At 61.2% G+C, this 15,183-nt stretch carries 14 protein-coding genes; 10 read left to right on the plus strand and 4 right to left on the minus strand.

The features are described from left to right. Window positions 1-13: 13 nt before the first annotated feature. Window positions 14-886 carry a LysR family transcriptional regulator gene (locus B0G75_RS02660; protein WP_106278522.1) on the minus strand — a complete coding sequence of 291 codons (873 nt, stop codon included), beginning with the start codon at window positions 884-886 and terminating at the stop codon, window positions 14-16. Window positions 887-1,077: 191 nt separating this feature from the next. On the opposite strand from B0G75_RS02660, the gene B0G75_RS02665 reads away from it, so the two are divergent. The 9 genes from B0G75_RS02665 to B0G75_RS02705 all read left to right on the plus strand — a co-directional run bounded on the left by B0G75_RS02665 (window position 1,078) and on the right by B0G75_RS02705 (window position 12,104). Continuing rightward, on the plus strand, window positions 1,078-2,043 hold the full coding sequence (locus B0G75_RS02665; protein ID WP_012426056.1) for a sugar ABC transporter substrate-binding protein: 966 nt from the start codon (window positions 1,078-1,080) through the stop codon (window positions 2,041-2,043). Window positions 2,044-2,115: 72 nt separating this feature from the next. Continuing rightward, window positions 2,116-3,729: a sugar ABC transporter ATP-binding protein gene (locus B0G75_RS02670; RefSeq protein ID WP_106300377.1), complete on the plus strand. Its 1,614-nt coding sequence runs from the start codon at window positions 2,116-2,118 to the stop codon at window positions 3,727-3,729. A gap of 2 nt (window positions 3,730-3,731) precedes the next feature. After that, on the plus strand, window positions 3,732-4,733 hold the full coding sequence (locus B0G75_RS02675) for an ABC transporter permease (protein WP_106300379.1): 1,002 nt from the start codon (window positions 3,732-3,734) through the stop codon (window positions 4,731-4,733). A gap of 187 nt (window positions 4,734-4,920) precedes the next feature. Further along, window positions 4,921-5,853 (plus strand): ribokinase, encoded by a 933-nt coding sequence (gene rbsK / locus B0G75_RS02680; protein WP_374956873.1) that lies wholly within the window; start codon window positions 4,921-4,923, stop codon window positions 5,851-5,853. 122 nt (window positions 5,854-5,975) lie between these two features. After that, window positions 5,976-7,079, plus strand: a complete 1,104-nt coding sequence (locus B0G75_RS02685) for a nucleoside hydrolase (protein ID WP_106300383.1) — start codon at window positions 5,976-5,978, stop codon at window positions 7,077-7,079. A gap of 465 nt (window positions 7,080-7,544) precedes the next feature. After that, a complete protein-coding gene (locus tag B0G75_RS02690) occupies window positions 7,545-9,254 on the plus strand; it encodes a CHASE2 domain-containing protein (RefSeq protein ID WP_106300385.1) in 1,710 nt (569 codons plus the stop codon). A gap of 2 nt (window positions 9,255-9,256) precedes the next feature. Then, window positions 9,257-9,637, plus strand: coding sequence for a hypothetical protein (locus tag B0G75_RS02695; protein WP_106301786.1), 381 nt, complete (start codon window positions 9,257-9,259; stop codon window positions 9,635-9,637). A gap of 74 nt (window positions 9,638-9,711) precedes the next feature. Next, on the plus strand, window positions 9,712-11,346 hold the full coding sequence (locus B0G75_RS02700) for a M48 family metalloprotease (RefSeq protein ID WP_258194203.1): 1,635 nt from the start codon (window positions 9,712-9,714) through the stop codon (window positions 11,344-11,346). 497 nt (window positions 11,347-11,843) lie between these two features. Then, window positions 11,844-12,104 (plus strand): hypothetical protein, encoded by a 261-nt coding sequence (locus B0G75_RS02705; RefSeq protein ID WP_106300389.1) that lies wholly within the window; start codon window positions 11,844-11,846, stop codon window positions 12,102-12,104. 18 nt (window positions 12,105-12,122) lie between these two features. Here B0G75_RS02705 and B0G75_RS02710 read toward each other — a convergent pair whose 3' ends face one another. The 3 genes from B0G75_RS02710 to B0G75_RS40455 all read right to left on the minus strand — a co-directional run bounded on the left by B0G75_RS02710 (window position 12,123) and on the right by B0G75_RS40455 (window position 14,591). Next, entirely contained in the window at window positions 12,123-13,460 is a 1,338-nt protein-coding gene (locus tag B0G75_RS02710; protein WP_106300391.1) for a HAMP domain-containing sensor histidine kinase, read from the minus strand. 107 nt (window positions 13,461-13,567) lie between these two features. Continuing rightward, on the minus strand, window positions 13,568-14,302 hold the full coding sequence (locus tag B0G75_RS02715; RefSeq protein WP_106300393.1) for a TetR/AcrR family transcriptional regulator: 735 nt from the start codon (window positions 14,300-14,302) through the stop codon (window positions 13,568-13,570). 133 nt (window positions 14,303-14,435) lie between these two features. Continuing rightward, entirely contained in the window at window positions 14,436-14,591 is a 156-nt protein-coding gene (locus tag B0G75_RS40455) for a hypothetical protein (protein ID WP_181309141.1), read from the minus strand. 234 nt (window positions 14,592-14,825) lie between these two features. Between B0G75_RS40455 and B0G75_RS02720 the strand changes: the two genes are divergently transcribed. After that, on the plus strand, window positions 14,826-15,032 hold the full coding sequence (locus tag B0G75_RS02720; RefSeq protein WP_012426068.1) for a hypothetical protein: 207 nt from the start codon (window positions 14,826-14,828) through the stop codon (window positions 15,030-15,032). The last annotated feature ends 151 nt before the right edge of the window (window positions 15,033-15,183 follow it).

Here is a 15,183-nt window from a genome sequence, read left to right on the forward strand (position 1 = left end):
CGTCAAGGCGGCGTTAGCGGAAGATCTCGGCGATCAGGTTCGCCACGGTCCGGATCCGCTCACTGTCGCGCAAGGCCGGATGCAGCACCATCCACACGTCCTGATCGAGCGCCTTGATGTGCTTCTCCACGCAGACGAGATCGCTCGTCGTGTCGCCGGCAAGCTGCGCGAGTATGCCAAGCCCCGAGCCGCCCAGCACGCCGTCGAACACGCCCATGCCGTAGCTGCTGCGCAGCGACGGCGCCGGAGCGCCGGGCAGCGCCTTCAGCCATTGCGTCGCCGGATGGTCCGGTTGACGGTCGTCGTAGCCGACGAACGACAGCTTGTCCCACTCTTTCTTCACGATCGCGGCCTTGTGGCGCAGATAGTAATCGCGCGAGCCGAACAGCCCGAAGCGGATCCTGCCGATCCGCCGGACGTACAGGTCGCCCTCTTCCGGGCATTCGGACCACAGTGCGATGTCCGCCTCGCGCCGCGCCAGGCTATAGGGACGCCGCGAAGTCAGCACTTCGATCGCGAGTCCGGGCAGCCGGTCCTGAAAGGAGCCGAGCAGTTTCAGCAGAATGTACGACGGCCATTCGACAGCGTTGATCCGCACCGTGCCATGCGCGGGTGCGCCGCCGTTCACGTCCGCGGCGCGTTCGATCTGGTGCGCCAGGTCCTCCATCTGCTCCGCCCAGGCCAGCACCTTGGCGCCGAACGCCGTCACGGTACAGCCCGACGGTACCCGGTCGATCAAAGGCTCGCCGAGCCGCCGCTCGAGTTCGGTCAGGCGGCGCGACAGGGTCGGTGCGCTCAGGTCACATGCCGCGGCGGCCGATCGCATGGTGCCCTCGCGGGCGATCGCCACCAGAATCCGCAGGTCGTCCCAATCCACGTGTTCCATTTTTGAAACGATAGGTTTTGAAATTTGGCATAGCATAACGCAGTTCGCGGAGATAGGATTTGATCTGGCCATGCTTGCCCGGCATACGGGACGACCCTGATGGTTCAGCCAGTGGCGGCAAGTGCGGCGTTCCTACCCATCACACGACTCAACGGCTCTCAGTAGACCGAACGAGCGATACGGAGACATCAATGATCCGCCATTTCCTTCCGGCGCGCCGTCGCGCCATCGCAGCCGGCGCAGCTTTCCTCGCTGTGTCGATTTTGCCGATGCCGGCAGCCTTCGCCCAGGCCGCCCATAAACCGAAAGTCGCGCTTGTCATGAAGTCGCTGGCAAACGAGTTCTTCCTGACCATGGAAACGGGCGCCAAGGATTATCAGAAGCAGAATCCGGCGAAGTTCGACCTGGTCACCAACGGCATCAAGGACGAGACGGACACCGCGAACCAGATCCGCATCGTCGAGCAGATGATCGTCTCGAAGGTCGACGCGCTGGTGATCGCGCCGGCTGACTCGAAGGCGCTGGTGCCGGTCCTGAAGAAGGCGGTCGATGCCGGCATCATCGTGGTCAATATCGACAACAAGCTGGACAACGACGTCCTCAAGTCGAAAGACCTGAACATCCCGTTCGTCGGGCCGGATAACGCGAAGGGCGCGCAGAAGGTCGGTGACTACCTGGCCAAGCACCTGAAGTCGGGCGACAACGTCGGCATTATCGAAGGTGTTACGACCACGACCAACGCGCAGCAACGCACGGCCGGCTTCAAGCAGGCCATGGCGGCGGGCGGCATGAAGGTCGTCGCGCTGCAATCGGGCGAGTGGGAAATCGACAAGGGCAACGCCGTCGCGAGCCAGATCCTCAATGCGAATCCGGACGTCAAGGCTTTGCTGTGCGGCAACGACAACATGGCGATCGGCGCCGTGTCGGCCGTGCGCGCGGCCGGCAAGGCAGGCAAGGTGCAGATCGTCGGTTACGACGACATCAACGCAATCAAGCCGATGCTCAAGGACGGCCGCGTGCTCGCCACCGCCAATCAATACGCAGCCAAGCAGGCAGTGTTCGGCATCGACACGGCTTTGAAGGCGCTTTCCGAACACAAGAAACAGTCTGAATTGTCCGGCGTTGTCGAAACGCCAGTCGATCTGGTCACCAAGTAAGACGGGTGCAAGGTGTGGCCCGCTCCGCAAGGGGCCACGCCGACTGATTTCTGTCCAGCCTGAATCAATCTGATGTCCACTCCCATCTCATCCCTTGCCGACGCCGCGCCCGTACTGCGCGTGCACGGTATCGGCAAGACCTATGCCGAGCCCGTGCTCGCCGATGTTTCGCTGGAATTGCATGCGGGCGAAGTGCTGGCGCTGACCGGCGAAAACGGCGCGGGCAAGAGCACCTTGTCCAAGATAATCGGTGGTCTCGTCACGCCGACTACCGGTTCGATGAAACTCGCCGGCGCGGCCTACAGGCCGGCCAGCCGCACGGACGCCGAGGCGCTCGGCGTGCGCATGGTCATGCAGGAGTTGAACCTGCTGCCCACGCTCTCGGTGGCGGAGAACCTCTTTCTGAACCGTTTGCCGCAGCGCGGCATATTCGGCTGGATCGACCGCGCCAAACTGCGCGAGGACGCGCGGCACGCCATGGCGCAAGTCGGCCTCGACGCAATCGATCCCGATACGCTGGTCGGCACGCTCGGCATCGGGCATCAACAGATGGTCGAGATTGCACGCAATCTGATCGGCGATTGCCGCGTGCTGATTCTCGACGAACCCACGGCGATGCTGACCGCCCGCGAAGTCGATCTGCTGTTCGAGCAGGTCGAGCGGTTGAAGGCGCGCGGGGTCGCACTGGTGTACATCTCGCACCGGTTGGAAGAGTTGAAGCGTATCGCGAGGCGCGCTGCCGTGTTGCGTGACGGCCGGCTCGTGCATGTCGACGAGATGGCCAACCTCACCACCGACCGTCTCGTGACCCTGATGGTAGGCCGCGATATCGGAGACCGGATCGATCTCGGCGAGAGGCGTATCGGCGAGGTGGCCTTCAAGGTCAGCGGCATGACGCGCGAGCCGGTGGTGTGCGACGTGTCCTTCGAGGTCAAGGCTGGCGAGATTTTCGGCATCAGCGGACTGATCGGCGCAGGGCGCACGGAGTTGATGCGGCTCATCTATGGCGCGGACCGCGCGGACGCGGGCACTGTGTCGATCGGGCGGGAAGGCGGCGCGCTCGAGCCCGTGACGATCGCTTCGCCGTCGGACGCCGTGAAGCACGGCATCGCGCTGATTACGGAGGATCGCAAAGGCGAGGGTCTTTTGCTGACCCAGCCGATCGCCGCCAACATCTCGCTGGGCCACTTGCGTTCGGTGTCGACCAAGGGCGTGGTGGACGGCCGTCGTGAAGCGGCTTTGGCGCACCAGCAGATCGACGCAATGCGCATCCGCAGTTCCGGGCCGTCGCAGCCGGTGTCCGAGTTGTCGGGCGGCAATCAACAGAAGGTGGTGATCGGCCGCTGGCTCGCGCGCGATTGCACGGTGCTGCTGTTCGATGAACCGACGCGCGGCATCGACGTGGGCGCGAAGTTCGACATTTATGCCCTGATGGGCGCGCTGGCTCGCGAAGGCCGCGCGCTGGTGGTGGTATCGAGCGACCTGCGCGAATTGATGGCGATTTGCGACCGGATCGCGGTGATGTCGGCGGGACGCATGACGGGCCTGTTCGAGCGCGGCAACTGGACTCAGGACGCGCTGCTGGCGGCGGCATTCGCGGGCTACGCGAAGCGCGATGACATGCTACACGAGCCGATCGAACCCGACGCGAAGGCGCCCGACGAAAGTAAATTAGTGGAGTATTGAGCATGACCGTAGAAACCAGCCTGCCTACGCTGCAGAACGAACCACCCAAAACCGCGAAGCCGCTCGGCACGCGACTCGGATTGTCGAACTACCTTGGATTGCTCGGCGCGCTCCTCGGCATGATCGTGTTGTTCTCGCTGCTGAGTTCGCACTTTTTGACTTACGACACGTTCAGCACGATCGCCAACCAGATTCCCGATCTCGTCGTGATGTCGATCGGCATGACGTTCGTGCTGATCATTGCCGGTATCGATCTGTCGGTCGGCTCGGTGCTGGCGCTGGGCGCGGCGCTCACAAGCGTCGCGGCCTTGCAGTGGCATTGGCCGGCGCTGCCTGCCGCGTTGCTCGGCATGGCGGGCGCGACGCTGACCGGCTGCGTGACCGGCGCGATCACCGTGGCGTGGCGGATTCCGTCGTTCATCGTGTCGCTCGGCGTGCTGGAAGCGGCGCGCGGCCTCGCCTATCAGCTGACCAACTCGCGTACGGCTTATATCGGCGATGCCTTCGATTTCCTCTCCAACCCGGTCGCGTTCGGCATCTCGCCGGCGTTCATCATCGCCATTGTGGTGATGGTCGCCGCGCAGTTCGTGTTGACGCGTACGGTTTTCGGCCGCTATCTGGTCGGCATCGGCACGAATGAGGAAGCGGTGCGGCTCGCGGGCGTCAATCCGCGACCCTACAAGATCGCCGTGTTCGCGATGATGGGTTTGCTGGCCGGCCTGGCTTCGCTGTTCCAGATTTCGCGGCTCGAGGCCGCGGACCCGAATGCCGGGCAGGGTATCGAATTGCAGGTGATCGCGGCGGTGGTGATCGGCGGAACGAGTTTGATGGGCGGGCGCGGTTCGGTGACGAGCACGTTCTTCGGTGTGTTGATCATTTCGGTGCTGGCCGCGGGTCTCGCGCAGATCGGCGCGACCGAGCCGACCAAGCGCATCATTACGGGAGCTGTGATTGTCGTGGCTGTCGTGCTGGATACTTATCGGAGCCGGCGTCGCGCTGGATAATTGGGACCGTCTTGTGGATGGTCGGCAGCTTTGCATGGGACTGGAGTAAGTGCTAAAGCACTGACTCTGGTCGACCGCTTTGCATGGGACCAGAGCAAGCGCTAAAGCGCTAACTCTGGTCGACCGCTTTGCATGGGACCAGAGTAAGTGCTAAAGCACTAACTCTGGTCGACAGGAGAAAATGAAAGTGTCAAAAGAAACGAAGCAGGGCCGCGTGCTGGTAGTGGGAAGCATCAATACGGATCTCGTCGCGCGCGCGCCGCATTTGCCGCGCCCCGGCGAGACGATCGGCGGACATGAGTTCTCGCAGGTTGCCGGCGGCAAGGGCGGGAACCAGGCGGTTGCGGCCGCGCGCATCGGCGCGCAGGTGGCCATGGTCGGATGCGTCGGCAAAGACGCGAACGGCGCGCAGCGCGTCAAGGATCTGGAAGCGGAAGGGATCGACTGCAGCGGCATCGAGGTTCATCCGGGCCAGCCGACCGGTGTCGCCATGGTGACGGTGTCCGACGACGGGCAGAACACGATCGTCGTGGTTGCCGGCAGCAACGGCGAACTCACGCCGGAGAGCGTGGCGCGCCACGAAGCAGTCATCAAAGCTTGCGACGTCGTGGTGTGCCAACTGGAAACGCCATGGGATTCCGTCCACGCGACACTCGCGCTCGCTCGCCGCCTCGGCAAGATCACCGTGTTGAACCCGGCACCGGCCACCGGGCCGTTGCCGGCGGAATGGCTGCCGTTGGTCGACTACCTCGTGCCGAACGAGGTCGAGGCTGCCATTCTGGCCGGCCTGCCGGTCGAATCGCAAAGCGGCGCGCGGCGCGCGGCGACGGAGTTGCAACAGGCCGGCGCGCGCAATGTGATCGTTACGCTCGGCGCGCAAGGCGCTTATCTGCTGGTAGAAGGCGGCGAGGGCATGCATTTCCCCGCGCCGCAGGTGCAAGCCGTCGATACGACTGCGGCCGGCGACACTTTTATCGGCGTCTTTGCCGCGCAACTCGCCTCACGGCAGCCGCTGGAAGGCGCGATCAGCCTCGCGCAACGCGCGGCGTCGATTTCCGTGACCCGGGCGGGCGCCCAGCCTTCGATACCGACCCGCGCGGAAGTCGATAGCGCGGCCTGACACGGATGCCGGTTGTGACATGAGGCGGTCCGTATTGCCACTTTCGGTGGCTCGACGTTGATTTACCGGCACCATCTCACGATGGTGTTCCCTCGTTAATCACGCTCTCGAATGGACGAAACATGAAATCACAATGCGTAGGCATACTGATGATGTCGTTGGGGCTTGCTGCGTGCGGTGGCAGCATATCGACCACTGATCCTCTCGCCAATGCGCCGAAGGTCATCATCGACTCAGACTTCAACACGATGGGCGACGACGGCCAGCTTTTCGCCATGACCACGCAGTTGATGGGTCAGGGCAAGGTCAATCTGCTCGGACTCACCGTCGTCACCGGCAACGACTGGTTGCTGCAGGAAGAGTCGGATGCGCTCAGAGCCGTGGAACGCATGGGTGTGCAAAACGCGGTGGGTGTGTACGGCGGCGCCGACTATCCGCTGCAATACGATGTAGCGAGTATTCGCGCGCAGCAGGCGGCCAATCCGAACGGCTACTTCGGCGCGTGGAGCCGGCCTGAGCCGACTCAGCAGTCTCAACTCGTCGCGCCGCCGGATGGGTTTGCGGTGTCGACGAAACTGCAGGCGCAGGGCGCGGCGGATTTCATGATTCAGACCATCAAGCGCTATCCGAACCAGGTCACTATTCTCGAGGTAGGGCCGCCCACCAACCTTGCCACGGCGATCATGAAGGCGCCGGAGATCGTGCCGCTGATCAAGCGGATCGTCTACATGGGCGGCGCGATGGCGGTGCCGGGCAATGCGAACGCCGTGGGCGAGCTTAACTGGTGGTTCGACCCGCTGGCTGTACGTACGGTGTTGCAGACTTCGATTCCGCAAGCCGTGATTCCGCTCGACGTGACAAATACGGTGCCGCTGACTCAAAGCGTGTATGACCAGATCGTCAACAATCCGAGCAAGCAGACTGCGGTAACGAGGGCGTATGGGATTGCCAATGCCGGGGCGTTCGCTAGTAACACGGATTTGTTTGATACGTTGACGATCGCGTATTTCCTCGATCCGACTTATGCGACGCAAACGAAAAGCGCCTACCTGGACATCGATACGACGAGTGGCGAGGATCAGGGGCATGTGACGGTGTATCTGGATCAGCCGGCAGCGGGGGCTTCGCCGCAGAAGATCACTTATGTTACGCAGTTTGATAACAATCGGTTTTTTAGTCTTTATGTGGATTTGTTGACGCGGCCTGTGCCGATTACGTTGCCGTGATGGTGTGTTGCCGTATGAAGCATACGGCAAGTGTTCACGTATGTTGCATTTGCCTTCGGCTCATTCACAGATAAAGAGCGGATTGCGGCTACTAAATAGTCGTTATCCGCCATCTCCTGACATCCCTCCATGAATCAATCCGTTCGGACTGAAAAGCGCTGTGCCGCCTAGTAGTGTTCACGATCAATCGACATGATCATGGCGGCAAATTGCTAACTATCGTCTGAAGTTTCCAGAGTGGAGCTTTTCAGAGCGGTTGATTCTGAATGGCAGAATATTAGTCATCCAGATCAAACTGTGCGGATCGGTATCGCGCTCACCGCGCTCATAAGTTAAGCGCCTCCGCCACGTTCCGATTGCTGTTTTGGCCCGTGTTTACCCCGGGAAAAATAAGCTCACGCGAAGGTCAATGATTTTCTAGACTCCTTTCTGTTGATCCGTTCCAATGACACCTCGGGCCGGGCGATGACGACGCAGAAGAAAAAACGCGGTCCGAAAGGTGAAAAAGTCGAAGGGATCGAGTGGTTGCATTTGCTCGGCCGGGCAGCTTTGTCCGTGTTGTTAGGTCTCGCCCTCGCCCTCGTGGTGCCGACGCGCTTTACCGAAGAAATGGGTGCTCAGACCATGGCACGCTACGCCGCGCCGTTTTCGGGCTATCTGTTCGACGTCGAGCGCGGGAAAGCCGCCGCGAAAGATCCGGTTCAGTGGAATGAGCGCGAGATCACCGTGCTGGCGATCGATCGCGAGGCGCTAAGGGCGCGTGGCGAAGGCTGGCCGGCTCGTTATCCTTTTTATAGTTGGCTCTTGGGCTATCTGAACGAGTATCGGCCGACAGGTCTGTTCATCGATGTGATTCTTTCGCAACCACGGAATAAGGACTGCGACGGCAGCAAGGCCACCGGGTTCAGCGGTTTCAAGAAAGCCAACGTTTGTTATTGCACCAACGACATTGATGATTTTGGCGATTTCAGGCAGGCACTCACTGATCTGGCATCGAACAAAGTACCTGTGTTTCTGGCTGCACGCCGGGAGCCAGACAACACATTGGGTACGAACGCCGCCCTCGACAGCGATAGCGCGTTGAAATCTTTGCGGCGCGTTGGCGTTGAATTCTCGGCCCATTCGGTGGACCGGCTCGCATGGACGTATCCGCTTGTCTACGCCGGTAAGGAACCGGGCGATACTCAAACGACGCACCCCGTTGCTGCCGGTGCGGCCGTTCCGGATCATCCAGATCCATCGAAAAGCCAATGCACGGCGAGTGCAGCTTTCGCAATCTTTAGCGATGTGTACGACAAGGACAAGAAACTCAACGTGCCCTGCAACGAGCCCAAATCCATGTCGATCACGTGGCCGCTCGATACAGCAACGGATGGCCTGCTTTGGCAGGAATCCGCGGACGAAGAGAGCGAGGCACGTCACCATATGCCGCGGATCCTGCGAGCCGATCTCGGCGACGACGATGAGGAGATGTACTGTACGTCGAACGGCAACCTGTCGACTCTGCTGAAGCGCGCCGAGGCACGCGCGCTCTTCCGTCCTTCAAGCAGGCCCCTGTGCGTGCACTATCGAACCATCCACGCAAGCCAGCTTGAGCGGATGAGCCCTGAAGATCTCGATAAAGCATTCAGCAATCATTTCGTGATGATCGGCACGTCGTTCGCCTATTCGAACGACCTCGTTCTCTCGCCTCTCCAGGACCGCATACCGGGCGTGTTTCTGCATGCTGTCGCCCTGGACAATCTCTTGAGCCGTGGCGACAAACTGGAGAACGTCGAAGCCTGGGAGCTTGATTTCCGCACGTCCGCGGATCGGTGGGGCAGGCTTTTTGCTTTGGGTGCCGTTGGCTTCGGCCTGATTTTCTTCACCGTGTTTCTCAAGAAAGAGGCCAGGAAGAAGTTTGCCAGGTTCCATCGCGAGCGCACGCATTGGAGGAAACCTCTCCACTGGCACTGGTGGGCCGCGAAGGGCATGACCGCTGCTTTCAATATCACGTTGTTCGTTACCAGTTTTATCGTGCTCGTGGCATTTGGCGTCCTGATGATCCTGCTCGGCAACTGGATGCTAGTCCCATTTCTTCTGATTTCGCATGTTCTAGCCTGCACTATCGCGGTCGAATGGCTCGAGTGGAGCGAGCACCTGTTCAATTGGATCACCGACAGTAAGGAGGATTGATCGTGAATGAAGTTCGAGATACCAAGCCGCTGCGCAGACATGCTCTCTTCGCCGCGGCGTCGCTCGCGATGATCGCGGCAAGCTTCGGCAGCGTTGCCGCGGGCGATGACCAGCCTTATCTCTATGCACCGCAGCCTGGCGCGACGGTGAAGCTATACAACTCGCCGGGCGACAAGGACAGTGCAATGGATGCCCCGAGTTTGCCTCTTCACGCCACGGGTCAATCGCAACATCAGTTCTATCCTGTGACGGTTAACGGCCGACCCTATTGGGTGAACGGGATGGACGTCAAGGTCGTTCGCAAAGCGCAGGCGCAATGCAGTCAGTCGGCGGGCGTTCAGTCGGCCGCGACTTTGGGCGCCGCCACCAACCGGTGCCAATAATCATGCACACCGGACGGCGATACTTCTGCGGCGCATGCGCAAGCCTTCTACTCGGCGCATGCGCGGACGTCAAAATGCCAGGCGCTCTATCGAATCTGAACATCGGCGGCGGCTCCCCGAAAGGACCCACCCTCGACACCGTCGGCTCTATTCCGCCACCACCCGCGCGCGACTGGCCCGACATCAAACTCGACCTGATGAACGCGCGGGCCGACGGCTGGGGCCTCGTTCCCATGCCCGAGATGGAGGCATATCTCAACGGCCTGCTCGCGACGATCAAGAAAACCGCGGGCACGCCGAACTATCCGGGCTCAGTGCATATCATCTCCGAGACCGGACTCAACGCGAATTCGAGCGCGGGCGGCAACATCTTCGTGTCGATCGGCTGGTTGCAGTCGGCCGAATCGGAGGACGAGATTTTCGCGATCCTCTCTCACGAGTTCGGCCATATCTACCTCAACCATCACGCGATTTTTGACGCGCGCACGGCTGGCGATACGTCGCTTGCCATCGTGTCGCTCGCCTGGACAGTGACGAACAAATCGCCGACGTCAAACACGTGGACCGGAGTGGACAATATCGCCGTTGTGCAGACGCTCGGCACACGGGTGTTGTTCCCAGCCTGGCAACGCAGTGTCGAAGAACAAGCGGACCGGTTCGGCGCGACGATCAGCCTGCGTTGCGGCTATTCCTACGTCGACGGTTTCAAGGCTTTCTTCGAACGCGTCATTGCGTACGACCAGGATGCCAAAGCGCGACGTCAGAAGCTGCGTGAGAAGCAACTGCAAGCAGGGCGCGAGAAGGCCGGACAGCAGGCTGCCGCGCAGGCGCGTACTCAGCCGATCGCGCCGGCTGTCGGCGGCGGCGCGGCGCAAACGGTGAATCAACTCACCAGCATCGGCGAACTGCGCGACGCGGTCTCGCAGTACACGTCCGCGCGTGCGGGCGCGCAGGCGAGCGTCGCGGAGCATCTCTTCGATGCCCGTGCGGTAATCGACGATCAGATCTCGGCGCAACTCGAAAGCTTGCATGACGATCACGGAGATCCAGCCGCTCGCGAGGACAACCTGACCGCACTCGTGCGCCCGATGCTTGGCGACAAACTGCCCGATGCACGGACCGAGCCGTGGAACGCCGCCCGCAAACGCGGCGCTACGCCGCTTATTCTGGCCCATTACAAGTCCATCTCGGACATGCAGGATCTGCAAGCCACAGGCAACTACTCAAAAGCGCTGCAAGTAGCGACGACGATCGCATCAGGCCCGACGGCGGACCACGCTTATCCCGTGTTTCTGTTATCGAATATGATGACGCTGTCACGGTCGGCGCCGCCGGATACGCAGGCGCAGGTGCTGCGGCGCAATCTGGCTTCACGCGACCGCTCATGGGCGGTTCAGACCAATCTTGCCAACCGCATCGGACAGAAAGACCCTAAGCAAGGCGAAGCATTCTTGTTGCAACAGTTCGATTATTTCGGCCGCACATCGGTGACTTGGCCTAACGTAGTCTCGTGGTATCGCGAACATGGCGATATCAACCGCGCGAAACAGTTGGCTACCACGTGCTGGACAGAACATCCGGAAATGCGCGCTGCCTGCGTTGCCGCTTCGCAGGCGCCCGCACAAAAGAAGAGTGACGATCAGGCCGGCGGGTTCAGTAAGGCGGTCGACAAAATGCTCGACCAGGCTAAGGGGCTGTTGCCGAAGTGATGGCTCGAGTGGCCTGTCGCCCGATTTGTTGCGGCGCATGCGGAAGGTAAATACGTCACCCGGCTTGGTCATCGACCAAAGCTGTCACTTGCTCGTCGGCGTCTGAGCGCCTGCTCGACGCCGATAAAAGATCTCGCAAACACTCTGGGTTGCCAATATTTTCCAGAGCGGTGCGACACGCCGGCGGTCGCTCGACCGCCGGCGCTCTCTTCAGTTTCCAGACACTGGCTTGAGCCCGATAGCGTCTGTGGGAACAAGCGCTGCGCAGCACGACGCAGTGAGGACAGGGCTGGCCGAAGGGCAAAACGGGTAATTCAAATTCCCTCATTCAGCGCTAATTCTGGGCGCGCAATATGTATTCGTGGCTGCCCGGGGGTACTTCGTCAAGCACCGCTCAATTCGGAACGGACTAGCGAATAACCCCGCCGGCAACTTCGCAATAGCGCGATCCGTATTCCATACCCAGAATGAAGCTGCAACTTTGAAGGAGAATGACCATGAACAAGTTTTTGCGCACCACACTGATCGCCGGCCTGATCGCTTTGCCGACTGCGGCGTTCGCACAACCTGTCACACAGATCGATGAAAGGCAGGTTGAGATGGTGGCTTATGAAGTGGGCGGTGCGGATTCACCGCAGATGGCGACGCATACCGCTGCGGCTATCGGCATCAACGGCGCGCATGCGAACGCAAGTCCCGCCGAGTTGTTGCGTCCGGGCTATGACGCGGGCCTGACGTCGATTTATTTGCGCCACTAAAGCCGGATATGAAATTCATCAGCCCGCACCGTCCGGCTCGATCGGAAGACTGACCGTCGCCACGATGCCGGACTGCCCGTCATCGCGATTGCGTAGCGTCACCGTACCGCCGTACCGTGTGACAATCGCCTTCACGATCGACAGTCCGAGACCACTGCCTTCAATGTCCGTATTGGCGCGAAAGAACCGGTCGAACACGCGGGGCAGCAGAGTTTCGTCGATGCCGGAACCGGTGTCTTTCACTTCGACAGAGACCATGCCGTCATGCACGCGGGTCGACAAATCGATTGTGCCGCCGTCGGGCGTATAGCGAACCGCATTGCTGACGAGGTTCTTGATCACCGTGCCGATGTCGAGCTCGATTGCGCGCACCTTGGCGCTGACCATTTGGTCCGCGCCGATATCGATGCCGCGCTGCATGACAATCGGCAGTACATCGGAAATGGCATTGACGACGGCGGCCGCGACATCGACGCTGACCATTGCCCGTGTCATCGATTGACCCACGGGTGGGGCGTCCGCGCGTGCGAGCCGCAGCAATTGCGAAATCAGATTGCTGCTTCGCGCGATACCGCCTTGCAGCGCGCGAAATCGTTCCTGGTTGCTCGGCATGACGTCGCGTTGCAGATTATCGGCTTGCAATTGCAGAGCCGTGAGCGGCGTTCGCAATTCGTGCGCGGCATCGGAAATGAATTTTCGTTCACTCTCGATTGAGCGGGCTAGCCGCTCGATCATCAGATTGATCGAGCGGATGAACGGCAGCAATTCAGTGGGTACGCGCGTGAGCGGCAGCGCCTGCAGATGGTTCACATCGATATCGCGGACCTTGTTGCCAAGCCGGTTCAGTTCCCGCAACGAACGACTCACGACGAAGATAACAGCGGCCCAGACGAGCGGAATCAGCACGATGATCGGCCATAGCGTCTTCGTCGCGGCGGTCTCCTCGATCTCGTGACGTACGGACAGGCGCTGCGCGACCTGCACGGTCTGAGCGCCGTCGCGAGCCGTATAGATCCGCCAGCGTTCGCCATTCACGAGCGGCGACGAGAAGCCCGCGGCCGCATTGCGCGGCAGAAGCAGCGACGGCTCAGTGGAGCGCACCGGCTGTGTCTCGCCATCTTTCCAGATAACGATGAAAATATCGCGCGCGTCTTGCGACCCGCGCGCAGGAACCGTCGGGATGCCGTCGCCGAAGCCGACTCGCAAACGCGAGGCGACCTGTTCCATACGTAGGTCCAGCACCGCGCTCATGCCGGCCACGCAGAACTGGTAGGAGCTGACGCCTTGCAGAATGGCGAACAGGCTCACCACGGCACCGAGTGCGATAACGAGTTGGTTGCGGAGCGATTTGAGCATGTATGTGGCTACGAGTGGAGCGAGCGACCAAAACGCGAGAGGCTGCGTGTCATCATGGGATTGACATCAGGTTGGGCGTTGCGGCATCTCGATACGAGCCCGCCCGTTCATTTTCGGCCTTTGCCTATGGAGTAGGCGGGAACGATCTGGACGTGCTCGATGGCGGCTGCCACCAAATCCTCGGCGCTGCGCATACCGTCGGCGGACGCGGCCAGCGCAGTCAGGCGTCCGTCGATCAGAAGCAAAGCAAGCCCGTGAACGTACGCCCAGGCTGCGGTCATGGCAACGGCCTGAGCCGCAGTGATTCGGCCGAACGAGGACTTGTCTTCCTCCGCGCGGTCGGTGGGCGCACTCACTACGCCGGCCAGTGCGCGCGCCGAGGCTAGTCGCGCCTGCACGAGGGCCGGGCGTGCGGCGTCGAGCATTTCGTTGCGCGACATGAGGTGCAGCAAATCTGGGTTGGCCACCGCGAAGCTCACGTAGCCGCGAGCGATGGCTTTGCGCCGCGCCTCGCCCGCTTCGACACCGTCCGCCTGCTCCGCCATGGTCGCGGCGAGCCGCCGGTGTCCGCTGGCGGCAAGTTCGCTCAACACACCGGCTGTGTCGCCGAAATGATGCTGTGGCGCCGTGTGCGAGACGCCGGCTTCACGTGCAATAGCGCGCAACGTCAGGCCGCGAATGCCGTCGCGCCGCAGCACGACCTCCGCCGCCTCGAGCAGCGCATGGGGCAGCGCGCCGTGATGATATGGTTTCTCGCGCGATGCGTGGTCGGCTGAGATTTTAGCTGGGACTGGGGTTTTAGGCGGCGCGGACGTTTTGCGGCGTGACGTTGCTTCTTTCATGGTTCCCGGTCGCGGTCAGTATTTTTACAATGAAAAGATATACTGACCGGCTGACAGGGACAAGTCAAAGGCGCGCGAGCGCAGCAATGCCACTGATCGAATCACCGTGCTGTTCCAGTCGGGCAAGATATATTTACAGCGGTAAGATCTGACCGGCATCGCGACGTTTGACGACATGCCGACGCGTCTCGCCGGCCACGCCGACCAGCAGCAGCAAGATCGAACCGGTGGCCGCCGCATTCGCGCTCGCCACCGAGATATCTATGAGCCATTCAAGCACGTCGACCATGGGTCGTCCCCTTCGTTACCATGACGATGATCGTATCGGGCCTGAATTAGCGAGGAATTAGCACGGCTTCAGACTAACGTAAGCTTCGCGGCCTGCTGGCGCGACACCGCGAGGACAGGCCGCGCGTCGCTAGACGGCCTGGACCATTGCCGGCCAACCTGGTAGCATCACGCGCAGAGACGCCGTGGCTCGTCGGCGGCCCTGCAACTCGCTGGACCTCTTTATAGATTGGGTATGGAAAAGAAACGATCGCGGATTAGCCGGGAAGCGCTGTGCCCGCCGATTGGCGCGCTACTCCGCTATCAGGCGCGCATCGTGCGCGTCGTCGCCGAAGCGCGCGGCCAACGGGCGATGATCGAATCGCTCGACACCACGGGCCGCACGTTTGTCAGCACCGTGAAATGGAACAGCCTGCGCGAACTCGGCGCCCAACTGTTCTGATATTGAAGGCCGACGAATCGGCCTGAAATCGGCGGGCAAATCAAATAGTGGGAAGCCGGCGCGCCGCGCATTCGCCTCATGATATTAGGGAATGCCTAATCTTGAGCCGGCGACGTCCAGCGTCGTAAAATCTTGGCACATCGATTTGAGG

This window comes from Paraburkholderia sp. BL18I3N2 (genome assembly GCF_003001875.1).
Lineage (GTDB): Bacteria > Pseudomonadota > Gammaproteobacteria > Burkholderiales > Burkholderiaceae > Paraburkholderia > Paraburkholderia phytofirmans.

Coding starts and splice junctions, on each gene's coding strand:
- B0G75_RS02660 (WP_106278522.1), bottom strand. CDS start 886: ATGGAACACGTGGATTGGGACGACCTGCGGATTCTGGTGGCGATCGCC.
- B0G75_RS02665 (WP_012426056.1), top strand. CDS start 1,078: ATGATCCGCCATTTCCTTCCGGCGCGCCGTCGCGCCATCGCAGCCGGC.
- B0G75_RS02670 (WP_106300377.1), top strand. CDS start 2,116: ATGTCCACTCCCATCTCATCCCTTGCCGACGCCGCGCCCGTACTGCGC.
- B0G75_RS02675 (WP_106300379.1), top strand. CDS start 3,732: ATGACCGTAGAAACCAGCCTGCCTACGCTGCAGAACGAACCACCCAAA.
- B0G75_RS02685 (WP_106300383.1), top strand. CDS start 5,976: ATGAAATCACAATGCGTAGGCATACTGATGATGTCGTTGGGGCTTGCT.
- B0G75_RS02690 (WP_106300385.1), top strand. CDS start 7,545: ATGACGACGCAGAAGAAAAAACGCGGTCCGAAAGGTGAAAAAGTCGAA.
- B0G75_RS02700 (WP_258194203.1), top strand. CDS start 9,712: ATGCCAGGCGCTCTATCGAATCTGAACATCGGCGGCGGCTCCCCGAAA.
- B0G75_RS02705 (WP_106300389.1), top strand. CDS start 11,844: ATGAACAAGTTTTTGCGCACCACACTGATCGCCGGCCTGATCGCTTTG.
- B0G75_RS02710 (WP_106300391.1), bottom strand. CDS start 13,460: ATGCTCAAATCGCTCCGCAACCAACTCGTTATCGCACTCGGTGCCGTG.
- B0G75_RS02715 (WP_106300393.1), bottom strand. CDS start 14,302: ATGAAAGAAGCAACGTCACGCCGCAAAACGTCCGCGCCGCCTAAAACC.
- B0G75_RS40455 (WP_181309141.1), bottom strand. CDS start 14,591: ATGGTCGACGTGCTTGAATGGCTCATAGATATCTCGGTGGCGAGCGCG.
- B0G75_RS02720 (WP_012426068.1), top strand. CDS start 14,826: ATGGAAAAGAAACGATCGCGGATTAGCCGGGAAGCGCTGTGCCCGCCG.